Source organism: Sphingobium sp. (assembly GCF_035511395.1).
Classification (GTDB): Bacteria; Pseudomonadota; Alphaproteobacteria; order Sphingomonadales; family Sphingomonadaceae; genus Sphingobium.
This window is the reverse complement of record NZ_DATKFP010000102.1, coordinates 21,334-35,899: the sequence shown is the minus strand read 5'-3', so window position 1 is coordinate 35,899 and position 14,566 is coordinate 21,334. Positions and strand designations below refer to the sequence as shown.

15 protein-coding genes are annotated in these 14,566 nt (G+C 64.9%); 11 read left to right on the top strand and 4 right to left on the bottom strand.

The annotated features are described in order from the left end of the window. Window positions 1-50 precede the first annotated feature (50 nt). The 5 genes from VMR39_RS06715 (at window position 51) to VMR39_RS06695 (ending at window position 3,979) form a co-directional block, all read left to right on the top strand. Window positions 51-1,178 (top strand): site-specific DNA-methyltransferase, encoded by a 1,128-nt coding sequence (locus VMR39_RS06715; RefSeq protein ID WP_325415213.1) that lies wholly within the window; start codon window positions 51-53, stop codon window positions 1,176-1,178. A 96-nt stretch (window positions 1,179-1,274) separates the two neighbouring features. Continuing rightward, window positions 1,275-2,396 (top strand): dihydropteroate synthase, encoded by a 1,122-nt coding sequence (gene folP / locus VMR39_RS06710; protein WP_325415228.1) that lies wholly within the window; start codon window positions 1,275-1,277, stop codon window positions 2,394-2,396. Between the two features lie 251 nt (window positions 2,397-2,647). Next, the gene (gene rplM / locus VMR39_RS06705; protein ID WP_084438944.1) at window positions 2,648-3,127 is read left to right on the top strand and encodes a 50S ribosomal protein L13; all 480 of its coding nucleotides are present in this window, start codon (window positions 2,648-2,650) and stop codon (window positions 3,125-3,127) included. After that, on the top strand, window positions 3,127-3,666 hold the full coding sequence (gene rpsI, locus VMR39_RS06700) for a 30S ribosomal protein S9 (RefSeq protein ID WP_325415212.1): 540 nt from the start codon (window positions 3,127-3,129) through the stop codon (window positions 3,664-3,666). Before rplM ends, rpsI begins: the two co-directional genes overlap by 1 nt. A 130-nt stretch (window positions 3,667-3,796) precedes the next feature. Beyond that, window positions 3,797-3,979 (top strand): CsbD family protein, encoded by a 183-nt coding sequence (locus VMR39_RS06695; RefSeq protein WP_325415211.1) that lies wholly within the window; start codon window positions 3,797-3,799, stop codon window positions 3,977-3,979. A gap of 184 nt (window positions 3,980-4,163) precedes the next feature. Here VMR39_RS06695 and VMR39_RS06690 read toward each other — a convergent pair whose 3' ends face one another. Further along, window positions 4,164-5,531, bottom strand: a complete 1,368-nt coding sequence (locus VMR39_RS06690; RefSeq protein WP_325415227.1) for an amino acid carrier protein — start codon at window positions 5,529-5,531, stop codon at window positions 4,164-4,166. Between the two features lie 134 nt (window positions 5,532-5,665). Between VMR39_RS06690 and glmM the strand changes: the two genes are divergently transcribed. The 6 genes from glmM (at window position 5,666) to VMR39_RS06660 (ending at window position 10,834) form a co-directional block, all read left to right on the top strand. After that, window positions 5,666-7,006: a phosphoglucosamine mutase gene (glmM, locus tag VMR39_RS06685; RefSeq protein WP_325415210.1), complete on the top strand. Its 1,341-nt coding sequence runs from the start codon at window positions 5,666-5,668 to the stop codon at window positions 7,004-7,006. A gap of 39 nt (window positions 7,007-7,045) precedes the next feature. Continuing rightward, window positions 7,046-7,270 carry a DUF1272 domain-containing protein gene (locus VMR39_RS06680; RefSeq protein ID WP_325415209.1) on the top strand — a complete coding sequence of 75 codons (225 nt, stop codon included), beginning with the start codon at window positions 7,046-7,048 and terminating at the stop codon, window positions 7,268-7,270. Continuing rightward, window positions 7,267-8,154 carry a bifunctional hydroxymethylpyrimidine kinase/phosphomethylpyrimidine kinase gene (thiD, locus tag VMR39_RS06675; protein WP_325415208.1) on the top strand — a complete coding sequence of 296 codons (888 nt, stop codon included), beginning with the start codon at window positions 7,267-7,269 and terminating at the stop codon, window positions 8,152-8,154. Before VMR39_RS06680 ends, thiD begins: the two co-directional genes overlap by 4 nt. After that, window positions 8,147-8,746: a ribonuclease HII gene (locus VMR39_RS06670; RefSeq protein WP_325415207.1), complete on the top strand. Its 600-nt coding sequence runs from the start codon at window positions 8,147-8,149 to the stop codon at window positions 8,744-8,746. The genes thiD and VMR39_RS06670 overlap by 8 nt, the downstream gene beginning before the upstream one ends. A gap of 101 nt (window positions 8,747-8,847) precedes the next feature. After that, window positions 8,848-9,498 (top strand): L,D-transpeptidase family protein, encoded by a 651-nt coding sequence (locus tag VMR39_RS06665; RefSeq protein ID WP_325415206.1) that lies wholly within the window; start codon window positions 8,848-8,850, stop codon window positions 9,496-9,498. Between the two features lie 67 nt (window positions 9,499-9,565). Further along, window positions 9,566-10,834: an MFS transporter gene (locus VMR39_RS06660; RefSeq protein ID WP_325415205.1), complete on the top strand. Its 1,269-nt coding sequence runs from the start codon at window positions 9,566-9,568 to the stop codon at window positions 10,832-10,834. 56 nt (window positions 10,835-10,890) lie between these two features. Here VMR39_RS06660 and VMR39_RS06655 read toward each other — a convergent pair whose 3' ends face one another. From VMR39_RS06655 to ahpF, 3 genes are all read right to left on the bottom strand, one after another. Next, entirely contained in the window at window positions 10,891-11,439 is a 549-nt protein-coding gene (locus VMR39_RS06655; RefSeq protein WP_325415204.1) for an rRNA large subunit pseudouridine synthase E, read from the bottom strand. A 4-nt stretch (window positions 11,440-11,443) separates the two neighbouring features. Beyond that, window positions 11,444-12,589 carry a cupin domain-containing protein gene (locus VMR39_RS06650; protein ID WP_325415203.1) on the bottom strand — a complete coding sequence of 382 codons (1,146 nt, stop codon included), beginning with the start codon at window positions 12,587-12,589 and terminating at the stop codon, window positions 11,444-11,446. Window positions 12,590-12,814: 225 nt separating this feature from the next. After that, the gene (gene ahpF, locus VMR39_RS06645; RefSeq protein WP_325415202.1) at window positions 12,815-14,395 is read right to left on the bottom strand and encodes an alkyl hydroperoxide reductase subunit F; all 1,581 of its coding nucleotides are present in this window, start codon (window positions 14,393-14,395) and stop codon (window positions 12,815-12,817) included. Window positions 14,396-14,566 lie beyond the last annotated feature (171 nt).

Below are 14,566 nucleotides of genomic sequence, written 5' to 3'. Positions count from 1 at the left end.
CTCCGGAGGACTCATCGGTGCGTCTCAAGACAGAAGGGGGTTCAGCATTTATGGGTGTCATGACACGCGTCGCATCGCCGCGGCGGAAGAAGGTGATCGAATCGGTCGAGATCGAGGCCGATCGCCTGCTGCGTGGCGACTGCATCGCGCAGATGGCCTCGCTGCCCGACAATTGCATCGACATGATCTTCGCCGATCCGCCCTATAATCTCCAGCTGGGCGGCGACCTGTTCCGTCCCGAAGGCGCGCGCGTGGATGCGGTCGACAATGACTGGGACAAGTTCGACACGCTGGGCGCCTATGACCGCTTCACCAAGGCTTGGCTGCGCGAAGCGCGCCGCATCCTGAAGCCCAACGGCTCCATCTGGGTGATTGGCAGCTATCACAACATCTTCCGCGTTGGCGCTGCGTTGCAGGATGAAGGCTTCTGGATCCTCAACGACATCATCTGGCGCAAGGCGAACCCGATGCCCAATTTCAAGGGCACGCGCTTCACCAACGCGCATGAGACGCTGATCTGGGCCAGCCAGGGCGAGGACGCCAAATATACTTTCAACTACAAGGCGATGAAGACCCTCAACGACGAGTTGCAGATGCGCTCCGACTGGGTGCTGCCGATCTGCGGCGGTCAGGAGCGACTGAAGCGTAACGGCACCAAGGCGCATCCGACCCAGAAGCCGGAATCCTTGCTCTATCGCGTCATGCTGTCCTGCACCAAGCCGGGCGACGTCGTACTCGACCCCTTCTTCGGCACCGGCACCACCGGCGCGGTCGCCAAGCGTCTTGGCCGTCGCTGGATCGGTATCGAGCGCGAGGAGGATTATATCGAGGTCGCGCTGGAACGTATCGCCGAGGCGCTGCCGCTCGATGAATCCGCGCTCAGCATCATGCAGAGCGCCAAGAGCCAGCCCAAGGTCGCCTTCGGCACGCTGGTCGAAACCGGTTATCTGAAGCCCGGCACGGTGCTGACCGACACGAAGCGTCGCTGGCAGGCGCAGGTGCGCGCAGACGGTTCGCTGGCCGTGGGTGCCGACACTGGCTCGATCCACAAGATGGGCGCCACGCTCCAAGGCGCGCCCAGCTGCAACGGCTGGACCTTCTGGCATGTCGAGACGGAAGGGAAGCTCCAGCCGATCGACACGCTGCGCCAGACCTATCTGCTCGCCAACGAGCCTTGATCACTAACCCCCGTTCGCTTCGAGCGAAGTCGAGAAGTGTGGTGCGCCCGTATCTCGACTTCGCTCGATACGAACGGCTAAGGGGTGCTTATGTCGATGCTGCCCACCATCCCCGCCGACGCGCGCCTCTATCTCAAGCCGACCTGGTATGTGCCGACCCCGATCGGCCTTGATGATGGCGCGGCGGCGCGGATGGGCAATGGGCTGATCTGGTTCCAGGCCTATGAACTGACCGCGCTCCGCGGTGCCCAGCGGATCGCGCGTCTCACGATCCCGGTCGCCGACTTTGCGGATGCCATCGCAACCTTGCCCGACGCTCTGGCGCATCGTGCGCAGCAACTCGCCGCCAACATCTCCGCCCAGCGTCCACCGCTCGCCCTTGGCGACCGCACGATCCGTTTCGACGCGCCGCAGGTGATGGCGATCCTCAACATCACGCCCGACAGCTTTTCCGACGGCGGCAAGCATATGGACGATCCGCAGGCGGCCGCCGATGCGGGCTTCGCCATGGCATCGGCGGGGGCCGCGCTGATCGATGTCGGCGGCGAATCCACCCGGCCCAAGGCACCCCGCCTCTGGGAAGGGGATGAGATCGCGCGCATCGTGCCGGTGGTGGAGCGGCTCGCCGCGTCCGGCGTCGCCATGTCGATCGACACGCGCAAGGCGACGGTGATGGAAGCGGCGCTGGCCGCAGGCGCGCATGTCATCAATGATGTGAGCGCGCTCCGGCACGACCCGCGCGCCATGGACGTGGTCGTCGCGGCGGGTTGCCCCGTGATCCTGATGCACGCCCCCTCGGCCGGCGACGATCCGCACGACAATCCTGCCGGCTATGGCGATGTCGTCGCCGACGTCTACGACCATCTGGAGGCGCGGATCGCTGCCTGCCTCGCCGCCGGCATCCCCCGCGAAAAGATCATGGTCGATCCCGGTCTCGGTTTCGGCAAGAGCCTGGCCGACAATCTGGCGCTGGTGAACAATGTCGCGATCTTTCAGGCGCTGGGCGTCCCCTTGCTGTTTGCAGGCAGCCGCAAGCGGCTGATCGGCGCGCTCTCCAACGAAGCGCCCGCCCCCGAACGGCTGGGCGGATCGGTCGCGCTCGCCTTCCGCGCGGCGCAGCTTGGCGCGCAGATGGTGCGGGTCCATGACGTGAAGGAAAGCGTGCAGGCGCTGCACCTCTGGCGCGGTCTGGCCGACGCGGGATTGAGCGCGATTTGATCGCTCGGCCTGCTTCCTCGCCCGGCCATCCCACGCATGTATATTGTGGGCGGCCGGGTGGGGGGAGCGGGCCGGTGCGGGTCTCCAAAGATGCGCCCTTCCACGCATCTTTCAAAGAACGGGTATTATTTTACCCGTCAGGAAACCCCTGCATCTCTTGACTTCCAGCGCCCCTACCGTCATTAGCGCCCCACTTCCGGGCGTCGGCAACGGCGTCCGGTTTCATTTTTTCATTCTGGAGTATTGGCACCATGAAGGCGCTGATGAAGACCACCAAGCCGGCGACCCCGGCAACGGTCGAAAAGAAGTGGATCCTGATCGACGCCGAAGGCCTCGTCGTGGGTCGTCTCGCTTCGACCGTCGCAAATATCCTGCGCGGCAAGCACAAGACCAGCTTTACCCCCCACGTCGATTGCGGTGACAATGTCATCATCATCAACGCTGGCAAGGTGAAGTTCACCGGCCGCAAGCTGACCGACAAGGTCTATTACAAGCACACCGGTTATGCCGGCGGCATCAAGGAAACCACCCCCCAGAAGATTCTGGAAGGCCGTTTCCCCGAGCGCGTCCTGGAAAAGGCCGTCGAGCGTATGATCCCCCGTGGTCCGCTGGGCCGCCAGCAGATGCGCAACCTGCGTATCTTCGCTGGTGCCGAACACGCCCATGAAGCCCAGAACCCCGAAGTGCTCGACTTCGCGTCGCGCAACCGCAAGAACAAGGTGGGTGCATAATGACCGATAACCGCCAGTCCCTGTCCGACCTCGCGGCGATCGCCGCTGAAGCCGCTGCCGCGCCGGCCGCTGCTCCGGTTTCGGACGCCGTCGACGCGCCCGTCGCTCCGGTTCAGCCCTCGGCTCCGCTGCGCGCCCAGGAAATCGACGGCCTCGGCCGCGCCTACGCCACCGGCCGCCGCAAGGACGCCGTTGCCCGCGTGTGGGTTAAGCCCGGCACCGGCAAGATCACGGTCAACGGCCGCGATCAGGAAATCTATTTCGCCCGTCCGACCCTGCGTCTGGTGATCAACCAGCCGTTCGGTGTGACCGAGCGTGAAGGTCAGTATGACGTGATCGCCACCGTCAAGGGCGGTGGTCTGTCGGGTCAGGCCGGCGCCGTGAAGCACGGCATCGCCCAGGCTCTGTCGAAGTATGAGCCGGCGCTGCGCAGCGCGGTCAAGGCCGAAGGCTTCCTGACCCGCGACAGCCGCGTTGTCGAGCGTAAGAAGTACGGCAAGGCGAAGGCCCGCCGCAGCTTCCAGTTCTCGAAGCGCTAATCGCTTCGCGACACGCGAAATTGGAAGGGGCCGGTTTTCCGGCCCCTTTTTCGTTGCGCCTGCGTTCCGGCGGCAACCTTTGCTCCGGCTGGTTGGTTGATCCTGCAACTGCAACCACAGGAGATGTTTCATGGGTGAAGCAACCGACAAGGTGAAGGCCGCCGGCAACAAGGCGGCTGGTTCCGTCAAGGAAGGCATCGGCAAGGCGACCGACAATGAACGCCTCGAAGCCGAAGGCAAGGCGCAGAAGGCCAAGGGCACCGCGCAGGACGTTGCCGGCTCGGTAAAGGGTGCGCTCGGTGACAAGATCTGATCGTCATACCCGGACATGAAAAAGGCCTCGCTCGGCAAGAGCGGGGCCTTTTTGCTTTGCTGTCCTACAGGCCGTGATCCTGCTATCTTCCCATGAAGCTGAAACGATGCCGGAAACGCGGCCACTTTCCGATAGGATCAGCCAACTGCAATAAAATGTCCGAATCTGCGGGAAATATGCGAAGTTAAGCCTCCTCCGCCAGATAGGCCTTCACGTCCCGGCGCAACTCCCCCGCACACAGATACAGGGCGATGACATTGGGGATCGCCATCAGGAAGAAGCTGGAATCGACGATTCCGACCACCCTGCCAAGGTCGATCGCGGCGGCCGGGGGCAGGGCCACGACATAGAGAATCTTGTAGGTCCACTGCGCCTTCGGCCCGTTGCCGAACAGATAGCCCCAGGCCTGCAACCCATAGAAGCCCCACGCCACCAGCGTCGAATAGGCGAACAGGAACACCACCACCGCCAGCAGCCAGGGGAACCAGGGCGACACCTTGGCAAAAGCGGCCGACGTGATTGCGATCCCCTCCAGCCCCGTACTCCACGTCCCCGCGACCACCAGTGCCAACCCGCCCAGAGCGCAGACGATCATCGTGCCGAGCAGCGGCTCCAGCAGCGCGACCAGCCCTTCCGACACCGGATGCTTCGCGCGGGCGAGGCTGTGCGCCATCACTGCCGAACCGACGCCCGCCTCGCTGGCGAAGACCGCGCGCCGCATCCCCGCGACGAACGCGCCGATCGCGCCGCCCGTCGCGGCATTGCCCGACCATGCGCCATTCCAGATCAGCGCCAGCGCTCCCGGTATCTCGCCGATATGGAGGATCAGGATCGCCGCGACACCGCCCAGATAGACCGCGACCTTGAGCGGGGTGAGGCGCTTCGACACCTCGCCCAGCCAGGCCGCGCCGCCCAGCGTCACGAGAGCGACAGCGCTGGCCAGGAACACGCCATAGGCCCAGCCATTGGTGAGGCCGGTGACGACCTTCACCTGCGCGAAGCTCTGGTTGACCTGCACCATCGGGATCGCGCCGAACAGCGCGAAGAAGGCATAGCTGCCGCCCAGAACCAGCCCCAGCTTCGGCCAGCCCCGCGCTGCGCCCACGGCCTTCAGCACATACATCGGCCCGCCATGGACATGGCCGCGGCTGTCGAACACGCGATATTTGAGGCCCAGCGTCACTTCCGCCATCTTCACCGTCATGGCGAACCAGCCGATAATGAACATCCACAGGATCGCGCCCGGACCGCCCATGGTCAGCGCCACGGCGACGCCGGCGATATTGCCGAGGCCGATCGTGCCCGACAACGCTGTGGAAAGCGCCGCCCACTGGCTGACATCGCCCTTCGCCTCGCCCTCATGCGGCTGGGTGCGCAATATGCGGATCGCGCGGCCGACATGGCGGACATTGGGGAAGCCGAGCCACAGGGTGAAGAACAGCATCGGCAGCGCCAGATAGAGCACGATCAGTTCGATCTGCGCGCCGAACAGCGGCACCTTGAAAAAGACGGCGTTCGACAGGCCGTCGACAAAGGCATTGAAATTTTCCATCACGCCCGGATGCCGCCGAGTACGCAGATTGTCGATCAAGAAAAACTTGCCGTTACCTGCCATTCCTCTCGGACCATCGACCGGCGAAAGGTTGTGGCTTGATAGAGGCCCTTGGTCCGGTGCATGGGAGGGGCATGAGCAGGCAATATTTCGGCACCGACGGCATCCGCGGGCGCACCAACCAATGGCCGATGACGGCGGAACTGGCGATGAAGGTCGGCATGGCCGCCGGCACCCATTTCCAGCGCGGCAGCCACCGCCATCGCGTGGTGATCGGCAAGGATACGCGGCTGTCGGGCTATATGGTGGAAAATGCGCTGGTCGCGGGCTTCACCGCCGTCGGCATGGACGTGGTCCAGTTCGGCCCGATCCCGACGCCCGCCGTCGCGCTGCTCGCCCATTCGATGCGCGCCGATCTCGGCGTCATGATCTCGGCCAGCCACAATCCCTATTATGACAATGGCATCAAGCTGTTCGGCCCGGACGGCTACAAGCTGTCGGACGAGGATGAACTGAAGATTGAAGCGCTGTTGTCGCAGGATATCGCGCTCGCCGCCTCCAAGGATATCGGTCGCGCCCGCCGCGTCGAGGATGCCCGTGGCCGCTACATCCATGCGGTCAAATCCAGCTTCCCCGCCGACTTGCGCCTCGACGGTCTCAAGATCGTCGTCGACTGCGCCAATGGCGCCGCCTATCAGGTCGCGCCCTCGGCCCTGTGGGAACTGGGCGCCACCGTGGTCGCGATTGGCGTCACGCCCAATGGCACCAACATCAACGACGGCTGCGGATCGACGTCGCCCCTGCTGTTGCAGGAAACCGTGGTCTCCTCCGGCGCGGATATCGGCATTGCGCTGGATGGCGACGCCGATCGCCTGATCGTCGTGGACGAACAGGGCAAGATCGTCGACGGTGACCAGATCATGGCGCTGATCGCCGCCAATTTCGCCCGCGAAGGCACGCTGCGCGGTGGAGGTCTCGTCGCGACGATCATGTCGAATCTCGGCCTCGAACGCTTTCTTACGGCCAAGGGCATTGCCCTCGAACGCACCAAGGTCGGCGACCGCTATGTGCTGGAACGCATGCGCGAAGGCGGCTTCAATGTCGGCGGCGAACAGTCCGGCCACATGATCCTGAGCGATTATGCCACCACCGGCGACGGTACGGTCGCGGCGTTGCAGGTGCTGGCCGCGCTGGTCCGCTCCGGCAAGCCTGCCAGCGAGACGCTGCACCAGTTCGACCCGGTGCCGCAATTGCTCAAGAATGTCCGTTTCTCCGGCGGCAAGCCGCTGGAGCATGACGAAGTGAAGCGCGTCATCGCCCAGGCCGAAGCGGAACTGAACGGCGCGGGCCGCCTCGTCATCCGTCCCTCCGGCACAGAGCCGGTGATCCGCGTCATGGCCGAAGGCGACCGCGAGGATCAGGTGCGCGACGTGGTCGACCGCATCTGCGCCGCGGTGGAGAAGGCGGCGGCGTGACCGTTTTTGTTCCCACCCCCGACCGGGGAGAGATATCCCATGCTTGAAATGCGCCCCGACTGCGAACGCTGCGGTACGGATCTGCCTGCCGATGAACCCGGCGCCTTCATCTGCTCGTTCGAATGCACCTTCTGTGCGCCCTGCGCTGAGGCGCTGGACGATCGTTGCCCCAATTGCGGCGGCGAACTGATGGATCGCCCGACCCGCATGGGAAAAGCGCTGGCGAACAGCCCCGCTTCGACCGAGCGCAAATATAAGGCATGACTCCGGCCCGCATCCTCATCATCGCCGGCTCCGACAGCGGGGGCGGCGCAGGCATTCAGGCCGACCTGAAGACCGTAACCCTGCTTGGCGGCTTCGGCATGACCGCCATCACGGCGATCACCGCGCAGAACACGCTGGGCGTGCAGGGAGTCCATCCGATCCCGACCGACATGGTGCTGGCGCAGATGGAAAGCTGCATCAGCGACATCGGCGTCGACGCGGTGAAGATCGGCATGATCGGATCGGCCGATACCGCCGCTGCCGTCGCCGACCGGCTGGCGCAACTCGACAATGTGCCTATCGTCTTCGATCCAGTCATGATCGCGACCAGCGGATCGGTGCTGGCGGACGATGCGACCATTGCGGCGTTCGAACGGCTGATGCGGAGCGCGACGGTCATCACCCCCAATGTGCCGGAATTGCAGGCGCTGACGGGCAGGGTGGTAAACGATCTCGATACGCTGGAAGATGCGGCGCAGGCGCTGCGCGAGCGTGTCGGTGCGGTCATCCTCGCCAAGGGCGGACATCTGCCGCAACTGCCGGAAGATGATCGACCGCTGATCCACGACCTGTTGATCGATGAGGATATGGTCGCCGAATATTCGGTCGAACGCATCGAAACGCGCAACAGCCACGGTACCGGCTGCACGCTCGCCAGCGCCATCGCAGCCGGGTTGGGCGGCGGCCTGTCACTGGCCGATGCCGTCGACCGGGCCGAAGCGTTCGTCGCATCTGCCCTTTCGGCAGCGCCGGGCCTTGGTCGGGGCCATGGTCCGATGGGCCATGCGCTGGGCCTGACACCTTTTTATCACCTGCTGGCTGCGCAGGACCAGGCCGGCTGGGATGCTGCCGCCTTCGCCGCGCGCTATTCCGATCATGCCTGATTTCGCGCACGAACTTCTGCATCATCCCGGCCTCGTCGCCGGCGTGGACGAAGCGGGCAGGGGACCGCTGGCGGGGCCGGTGGTCGCCGCCGCCGTCATCCTGCGCGCTGAGGATTGTCCCGACGGCCTGAACGATTCCAAGCAACTGAGCGCGACCAAACGCGCCGCACTGGAAACCGAGATCAAGGCCCGCGCGCTTTGCTGGGGCGTCGGCATCGCCAGTGTCGCGGAAATCGACGAGATCAATATCCTCTGGGCGACGATGCTTGCCATGACGCGCGCCGTGGAAGCGCTCAGCCACGATTGCGCCCATATCCTGGTCGACGGCAATCGCTGTCCGAAATGGCGCTGGGCCTCCACCGCGATCGTGGAGGGCGACGCCAAATGCCTGTCGATCGCGGCCGCCTCCATCCTCGCCAAGGAAACGCGCGACCGGATGATGATCGCTGCGGCGCTCGATCACCCGCATTATGGCTGGGAAACGAACAAGGGTTATGGCAGCGCCAAGCATCTGGCGGCACTCCGCGAATATGGACCGACGCCGCTCCACCGCCGCAGCTTCGCTCCGGTGGCGCAATTGACGCTCCTGTAACCCAACACGGACAAGGGGCTCGCATGTCCCAAGCCGGGACCGCTACCACATGGCCTTGCGGACAGGCTGGCGCTGATGCAAATCATGGTTAATAAAGGCTTATGCCTAAGCTTTTGCTATCCTTGCTCGCGCCCCTGTTCGCCCTGGCCCTGCCGGTGCAGGCGGCCGTCGAGACAGAGATCGCGCTGGCGCCGGGCGGCTATCGCTGGCTGGAGGAGGGGGCAGTGAACGGCCCGCTCTACATGGTCATCAGCATCGAAAAGCAGCGGGTCCACGTCTATAGCGGCGACCGGCTGATCGGCATCGCCAGCGTATCGACCGGCATGAAGGGGCACCGCACGCCCACCGGCGATTATCCGATTCTGCAAAAGCGGCAATGGCACCGCTCCAACCTCTACAGCAATGCGCCCATGCCGTTCATGCAGCGGCTGACCTGGGACGGGATCGCGCTCCATGCCGGGCATAATCCGGGCCATCCGGCCAGCCATGGCTGTATCCGCTTGCCCTATGCCTTCGCGCGGCAACTTTTTGCGCTGACGAAGATCGGTACGCCGGTCGAGGTCACGCAGGCCCGGCTCAACGCTGCACTGAAGATCGATCCGCTGGTGCTGGGTGATCCGGGCAGCACGGTCGTGAGCTTCGACGCGGGCAAGGGGCCGGCCATGACCCTTCCGCCACCCGACGCACAGGAAGACGGTGCGCCGATGCTGGAGATCGACCCGGCCATCTTCACGCCACGCCTGCGCCGATAAGCGAAACATTTGCCCTTTCCCGGCTTTCTCCGCAGGATAGCCGAACGGAACCGGGAAGGGAGCATTGATGCAGGCCAGCCGCATGTCCAACCGGTCGCTGGCCGTGGCGACGCTTTCCACCATCGTCGAATGGTATGATTTCACCCTCTACCTCTATCTCGCGACTCTTCTGTCGCGCACCTTCTATGGCGGCGGCGCGGCGGGGCTGGGGGAGACGTTGGCGGGATTTGCGGTCGCCTATGCGATGCGGCCGCTGGGCGCGATCGTCTTCGGCCATATCGGGGATCGCCATGGCCGGCGGCTTACCATGATCCTGTCGATGGGGATGATGACCGCCGCAATGCTGGCGACGGCCTTGCTTCCCACCCATGCGCAGGCCGGTCCGGCGGCGGGCTGGATGCTGCTGGCGCTGCGCTGCCTGATGGCCTTCTCTGTCGGCGGCGAATATACCGGCGTCGTCGCCTATCTGATGGAGGGCGCGAGCGCAGGGCGGCGCGGCTTCGTCACCTCACTGGCCTCGGCGGCGAGCGAGATCGGCGCGCTGCTTGCCGCCGGGATCGCGGCGCTGACCGTCGCTTCGCTGGACAATGCTGCCCTTGAAGGCTGGGGCTGGCGCATTCCCTTCTTCGTGGGGGCGGGCATGGCGGGTCTGATCCTGCTTGCCCGCTCGACCATGGAAGAATCGCCCGACTTCCTGCGCCAGCAGGCCGCCGACAGCGTGCCCCGCAATCCGCTGCGCCAGACGCTGCGTCACCATCGCCTGCCGATCCTGCGCGGATTCGCCATTTCCGCGCTGGGGTCGATCACTTATTATGTCGGCATCACCTATGTGCCGAGTTTCCTGACCGGCACCGGCGCGATGGCAGAGGGGGCGGCGCTCTGGCTGTCGACCGTGGCGGCGCTGGCGGTGATCCTGGTGACGCCCGTCACCGGACTGCTGGCGGACCGGATCGGGCGGCGGCCGGTGCTGCTGGCGCTCAGTCTGCTGGGCGCGGCGCTGCCGATCCCGATGTTCCTGCTGATGGGACAGGGGCATGGCGCGGCCTTGCTGGGCGCGATCCTGCTCGCCTGCCTGGGCGGCGGGGTGAGCGCGGTCGGTGCCGTCACCACCGCCGAGCAGTTCCCCGGCGAGGGGCGGCTGACGGGCCTTGCATTGGGCGCAACCACCGCGACCGCGCTGTTCGGCGGCCTCACGCCCTGGCTGGCGCATCTGCTGATCGAGCGAACCGGTTGGACCCTGGTCCCCGGCGCAATGATCGCGCTGGTAGCGCTGTGTGTGCTTCCCGTGCTGCTGGCGCTGCCGGAAACGGCTCCGGGGCGGCGGTCAGGTGTTTAGTGTGGGATGTCACAATCTCCGTTCGAAACGAACGGTTCTTGTTCTAGGCCTGCTCTCTAAACCCGCACCTCGCGCCATTCGCCCGGTTGCAAGCCCTCGACGCTCCACTCTCCAATCTGCCAGCGCACCAGACGCAGCGTCGGCAGGCCGACCGCCGCTGTCATCCGCCGCACCTGCCGGTTGCGCCCCTCGCGGATGGTCAGGCTGATCCAGCAATCGGGCACCGTCTTGCGGAACCGCACTGGCGGATCGCGCGGCCACAGCGCCGGATCGTCGATCCGCTCCACCTGTGCGGGCAGGGTGGGGCCGTCCTTCAGCGTCACGCCTTGACGCAACTGCGCCAGCGCCTCCTCCTGCGCGTCGCCCTCGACCTGCGCCAGATAGGTCTTGGGCGTCTTGAAGCGCGGGTTGGAGATGCGCGCCTGCAAGCGCCCATCGTCGGTCAGCAGCATCAGCCCTTCGCTGTCGAGGTCGAGCCGCCCGGCCGGATAGACGCCGGGCACGTCGATATAGTTGGACAGGGTCAGCCGCTCCGCGCCGATGCTGCGGTCGGTGAACTGGCTCAGCACGTTGAACGGCTTGTTGAACAGGATCAGGCGGGACATGGCGTCAATCCTCCTCTTCCTCGTCGACCATCAGGCTACCCTGATTGATCAGCGCCGTGAGCAACGCCATCGCCTCGCTCAGCGACGGATCGAGGATCAGATGATCCTGCGCGCAAATCCGTTCCGCCATCGCCGCTGCTACGCCGGCGCACGGAAACGCATTGCCATCAGCGAACAGCAGCAGCCCGTCCGCCTCGCGCAGGAAGGCGAAGCGGCTTGCCGGATTGCGCAACAGCACGGCGCCGTCACCGGTCAGCGCCTGCAAATCAGCAACCGTCACCGGTTCCTCCGGCCGCCAGTCGGCCTCGGCATATTTGGGCGCGCTGTGATGCTGGCCGAACCAGCGGGCAAAGGCGTCGCGGTCCAGCAGTTTCTCGATCGTCATGGTATGCAGCCGGTCGATGGCGGCAGGCGCGATCTCGCCCGGATGGACGGCGCTGGTCAGGTCCGGATCGGCATAGCGATCATCGTCCGTCATATCCTCGACCAGCTGCTCGGTCCATTCGACTATCAGGTCGTGGCGTGAAGGCGCCCGGAAGCCGATCGAATAGGTCATGCAATCCTCGCCCACGGCAACGCCGTCATGCGCGAAGCCCGGCGGAACGTAGAGCATGTCGCCCGGTTCCAGCACCCAGTCGCCCGTTGCCTCGAAATCGGCGAGCAGGCGCAAATCGGCATGCGGCCGCAGCGGCGTCGCATCGTCGCAGCGCGGCCCCACGCGCCAACGCCGCTTGCCCAACCCCTGAATCAGAAACACGTCATATTGGTCGAAATGCGGACCGACGCCGCCGCCGTCGCTGGCATAGCTCACCATCACATCGTCGATCCGCCAGTTGGGAATGAAGCGGAACGGATCAAGCAGCGCCGCGACATCGGGCGCATAATGATCGACCGCCTGCACCAGCAGGGTCCAGGGCGCGGCGCCCAGATTGCCGAACCGATCTTCGGGGAAGGGGCCATGTTCCAGCGCCCAATTCTCGCCCGTCTGGACGACCAGCCGCGATTCGACGCCCTCTTCGCAGGCGAGGCCCGCCAGTTCGTCCGGCTCGAGCGGATTTTCCCATGCCTTCCACGGGTTGCGGATCAGCAGCGGCTTCTTCTGCCAATAATCGCGCAGGAAGAGGTCGATATCGAAATCGGAGAACTGCATGGATACTCGCGGGCAAGGGGAGAGGGCTGGGAGGGCTTTGCGCCTCGGCGGCGGCGCTGTCAAAGAGGGGGTAGGAATGGGACAGTCTCGAGCATTGTTTCAAGGCCGGGGTGACGGGCGCTGGGCGCGTCGATCATCCTCTCGTCGCACCTCGCCGTCCCACAAAAAAGCGGCCGATCCGTTCCCGGACCGGCCGCTCGATCAGTTCACCTCAATCCAGCCGGATCAGGCTGCCTGCGCAGTCTCTTCGCTCTCCGGCAGGCGGATGAGGTAGTCGAAGGCCGACAAAGCCGCCGTCGATCCCGCACCCATGGCGATCACGATCTGCTTGTAGGGCACGGTCGTGCAGTCGCCCGCCGCGAAGATACCTGGCTGGCTGGTTTCGCCACGCGCATCGATCTCGATCTCGCCACGCGGCGACAAGGCGATCGCGTCCTTCAGCCATTCGGTGTTGGGTACCAGCCCGATCTGGACGAAAATACCCTCCAGCTCGACATCATGCTCGGTGCCGTGGTTGCGGTCCTTGTAGCTGAGGCCCGTCACGCGCTCGCCATTGCCGTCCACCTTGGTCGTCAGCGCAGAGGTGATGATCTTGACGTTGGGCAGGCTGGCGAGCTTGCGCTGGAGCACGGCGTCAGCGCGCAACTGGCTGTCATATTCGATCAGCGTCACATGGGCGACGATGCCGGCCAGGTCGATGGCCGCCTCGACGCCGCTGTTGCCGCCGCCGATCACCGCCACGCGCTTGCCCTTGAACAGCGGGCCATCGCAGTGCGGGCAGTAGGCGACGCCCTTGTTGCGATATTCATCCTCGCCGGGTACGCCCATCTGCCTCCAGCGGGCGCCGGTGGACAGGATGATCGTGCGCCCCTTCAGCGACGCGCCATTTTCCAGCATGACCTCATGATAGCCGCCTTCTTGCCTTGCCGTGACCAGCTTCGCTGCCTCTTGCAGGTTCATGATTTCGACGTCATAATCCTTGACGTGGGCTTCCAGCGCCGACGCCAGCTTCGGCCCTTCGGTGCGCGATACCGAGATGAAATTCTCGATGTCCATCGTGTCGAGTACCTGACCGCCGAAGCGCTCCGCCGCCACGCCGGTACGGATGCCCTTGCGCGCCGAATAGATGGCCGCCGCCGCACCAGCGGGGCCGCCGCCGATCACCAGCACTTCGAAGGGATCCTGCGCCTTGATCTTCTCGGCGGCGCGCGCTTCGGCGCCGCTGTCGATCTTCGCGACGATCTGCTCCAGTTCCATGCGGCCCTGACCGAAGGGTTCGCCGTTCAGGAACACGGTCGGCACGGCCATGATCTTGCGCGCCTCGACCTCGTCCTTGAACAGGCCGCCGTCGATCGCGACATGGCTGATCCGGGGATTGAGCACGCTCATCAGGTTCAGCGCCTGCACCACATCCGGGCAGTTCTGGCAGGACAGCGAGAAATAGGTTTCGAAGGCGAAATCGCCGTCGATATTCTTGACCTGGCTGATCAGATCCTGCGCCGCCTTCGACGGATGACCGCCGACTTGGAGCAGCGCCAGCACCAGCGATGTGAATTCATGGCCCATCGGGATGCCGGCGAAGGTTACGCCGATATCGGTGCCCGTACGGCGGATCATGAAGCTCGGCTTGCGCTTGTCGCTGCCGGTGGTCACGCTGACCTTGTCCGACAGTTCGGCGATCTCGTTCAGCAATTCACCCAGTTCATGCGATTTCGCGCCATCGTCCAGCGACGCCACCAGCTCGATGGGCTGGGTGATGTTCGCCATATAGGCCTTGAGCTGGCCCTTGAGATTTGCGTCCAACATCTTGTCTGTCTCCATGGGTTGGGCGCGCCGGCTCGGGGCACGCGACTATGATGTCGCCGGGATGGTGCGACCCGAAGGCCCGGCGTGCAGCATAGCGATGAAAATCCGTATAAAATCCTGCCGGGCCAGGGAGTATTCTCGACCCGGCCCGGCAGGTGCCTGATCAGGATA

Bases quoted from the DNA above. Each gene is read 5' to 3' on its own strand.
- folP (WP_325415228.1), top strand. From the start codon at position 1,275: ATGCTGCCCACCATCCCCGCCGACGCGCGCCTCTATCTCAAGCCGACC.
- VMR39_RS06660 (WP_325415205.1), top strand. From the start codon at position 9,566: ATGCAGGCCAGCCGCATGTCCAACCGGTCGCTGGCCGTGGCGACGCTT.
- rplM (WP_084438944.1), top strand. From the start codon at position 2,648: ATGAAGGCGCTGATGAAGACCACCAAGCCGGCGACCCCGGCAACGGTC.
- VMR39_RS06665 (WP_325415206.1), top strand. From the start codon at position 8,848: ATGCCTAAGCTTTTGCTATCCTTGCTCGCGCCCCTGTTCGCCCTGGCC.
- VMR39_RS06695 (WP_325415211.1), top strand. From the start codon at position 3,797: ATGGGTGAAGCAACCGACAAGGTGAAGGCCGCCGGCAACAAGGCGGCT.
- thiD (WP_325415208.1), top strand. From the start codon at position 7,267: ATGACTCCGGCCCGCATCCTCATCATCGCCGGCTCCGACAGCGGGGGC.
- glmM (WP_325415210.1), top strand. From the start codon at position 5,666: ATGAGCAGGCAATATTTCGGCACCGACGGCATCCGCGGGCGCACCAAC.
- ahpF (WP_325415202.1), bottom strand. From the start codon at position 14,395: ATGTTGGACGCAAATCTCAAGGGCCAGCTCAAGGCCTATATGGCGAAC.
- rpsI (WP_325415212.1), top strand. From the start codon at position 3,127: ATGACCGATAACCGCCAGTCCCTGTCCGACCTCGCGGCGATCGCCGCT.
- VMR39_RS06655 (WP_325415204.1), bottom strand. From the start codon at position 11,439: ATGTCCCGCCTGATCCTGTTCAACAAGCCGTTCAACGTGCTGAGCCAG.
- VMR39_RS06690 (WP_325415227.1), bottom strand. From the start codon at position 5,531: ATGGAAAATTTCAATGCCTTTGTCGACGGCCTGTCGAACGCCGTCTTT.
- VMR39_RS06680 (WP_325415209.1), top strand. From the start codon at position 7,046: ATGCTTGAAATGCGCCCCGACTGCGAACGCTGCGGTACGGATCTGCCT.
- VMR39_RS06715 (WP_325415213.1), top strand. From the start codon at position 51: ATGGGTGTCATGACACGCGTCGCATCGCCGCGGCGGAAGAAGGTGATC.
- VMR39_RS06650 (WP_325415203.1), bottom strand. From the start codon at position 12,589: ATGCAGTTCTCCGATTTCGATATCGACCTCTTCCTGCGCGATTATTGG.
- VMR39_RS06670 (WP_325415207.1), top strand. From the start codon at position 8,147: ATGCCTGATTTCGCGCACGAACTTCTGCATCATCCCGGCCTCGTCGCC.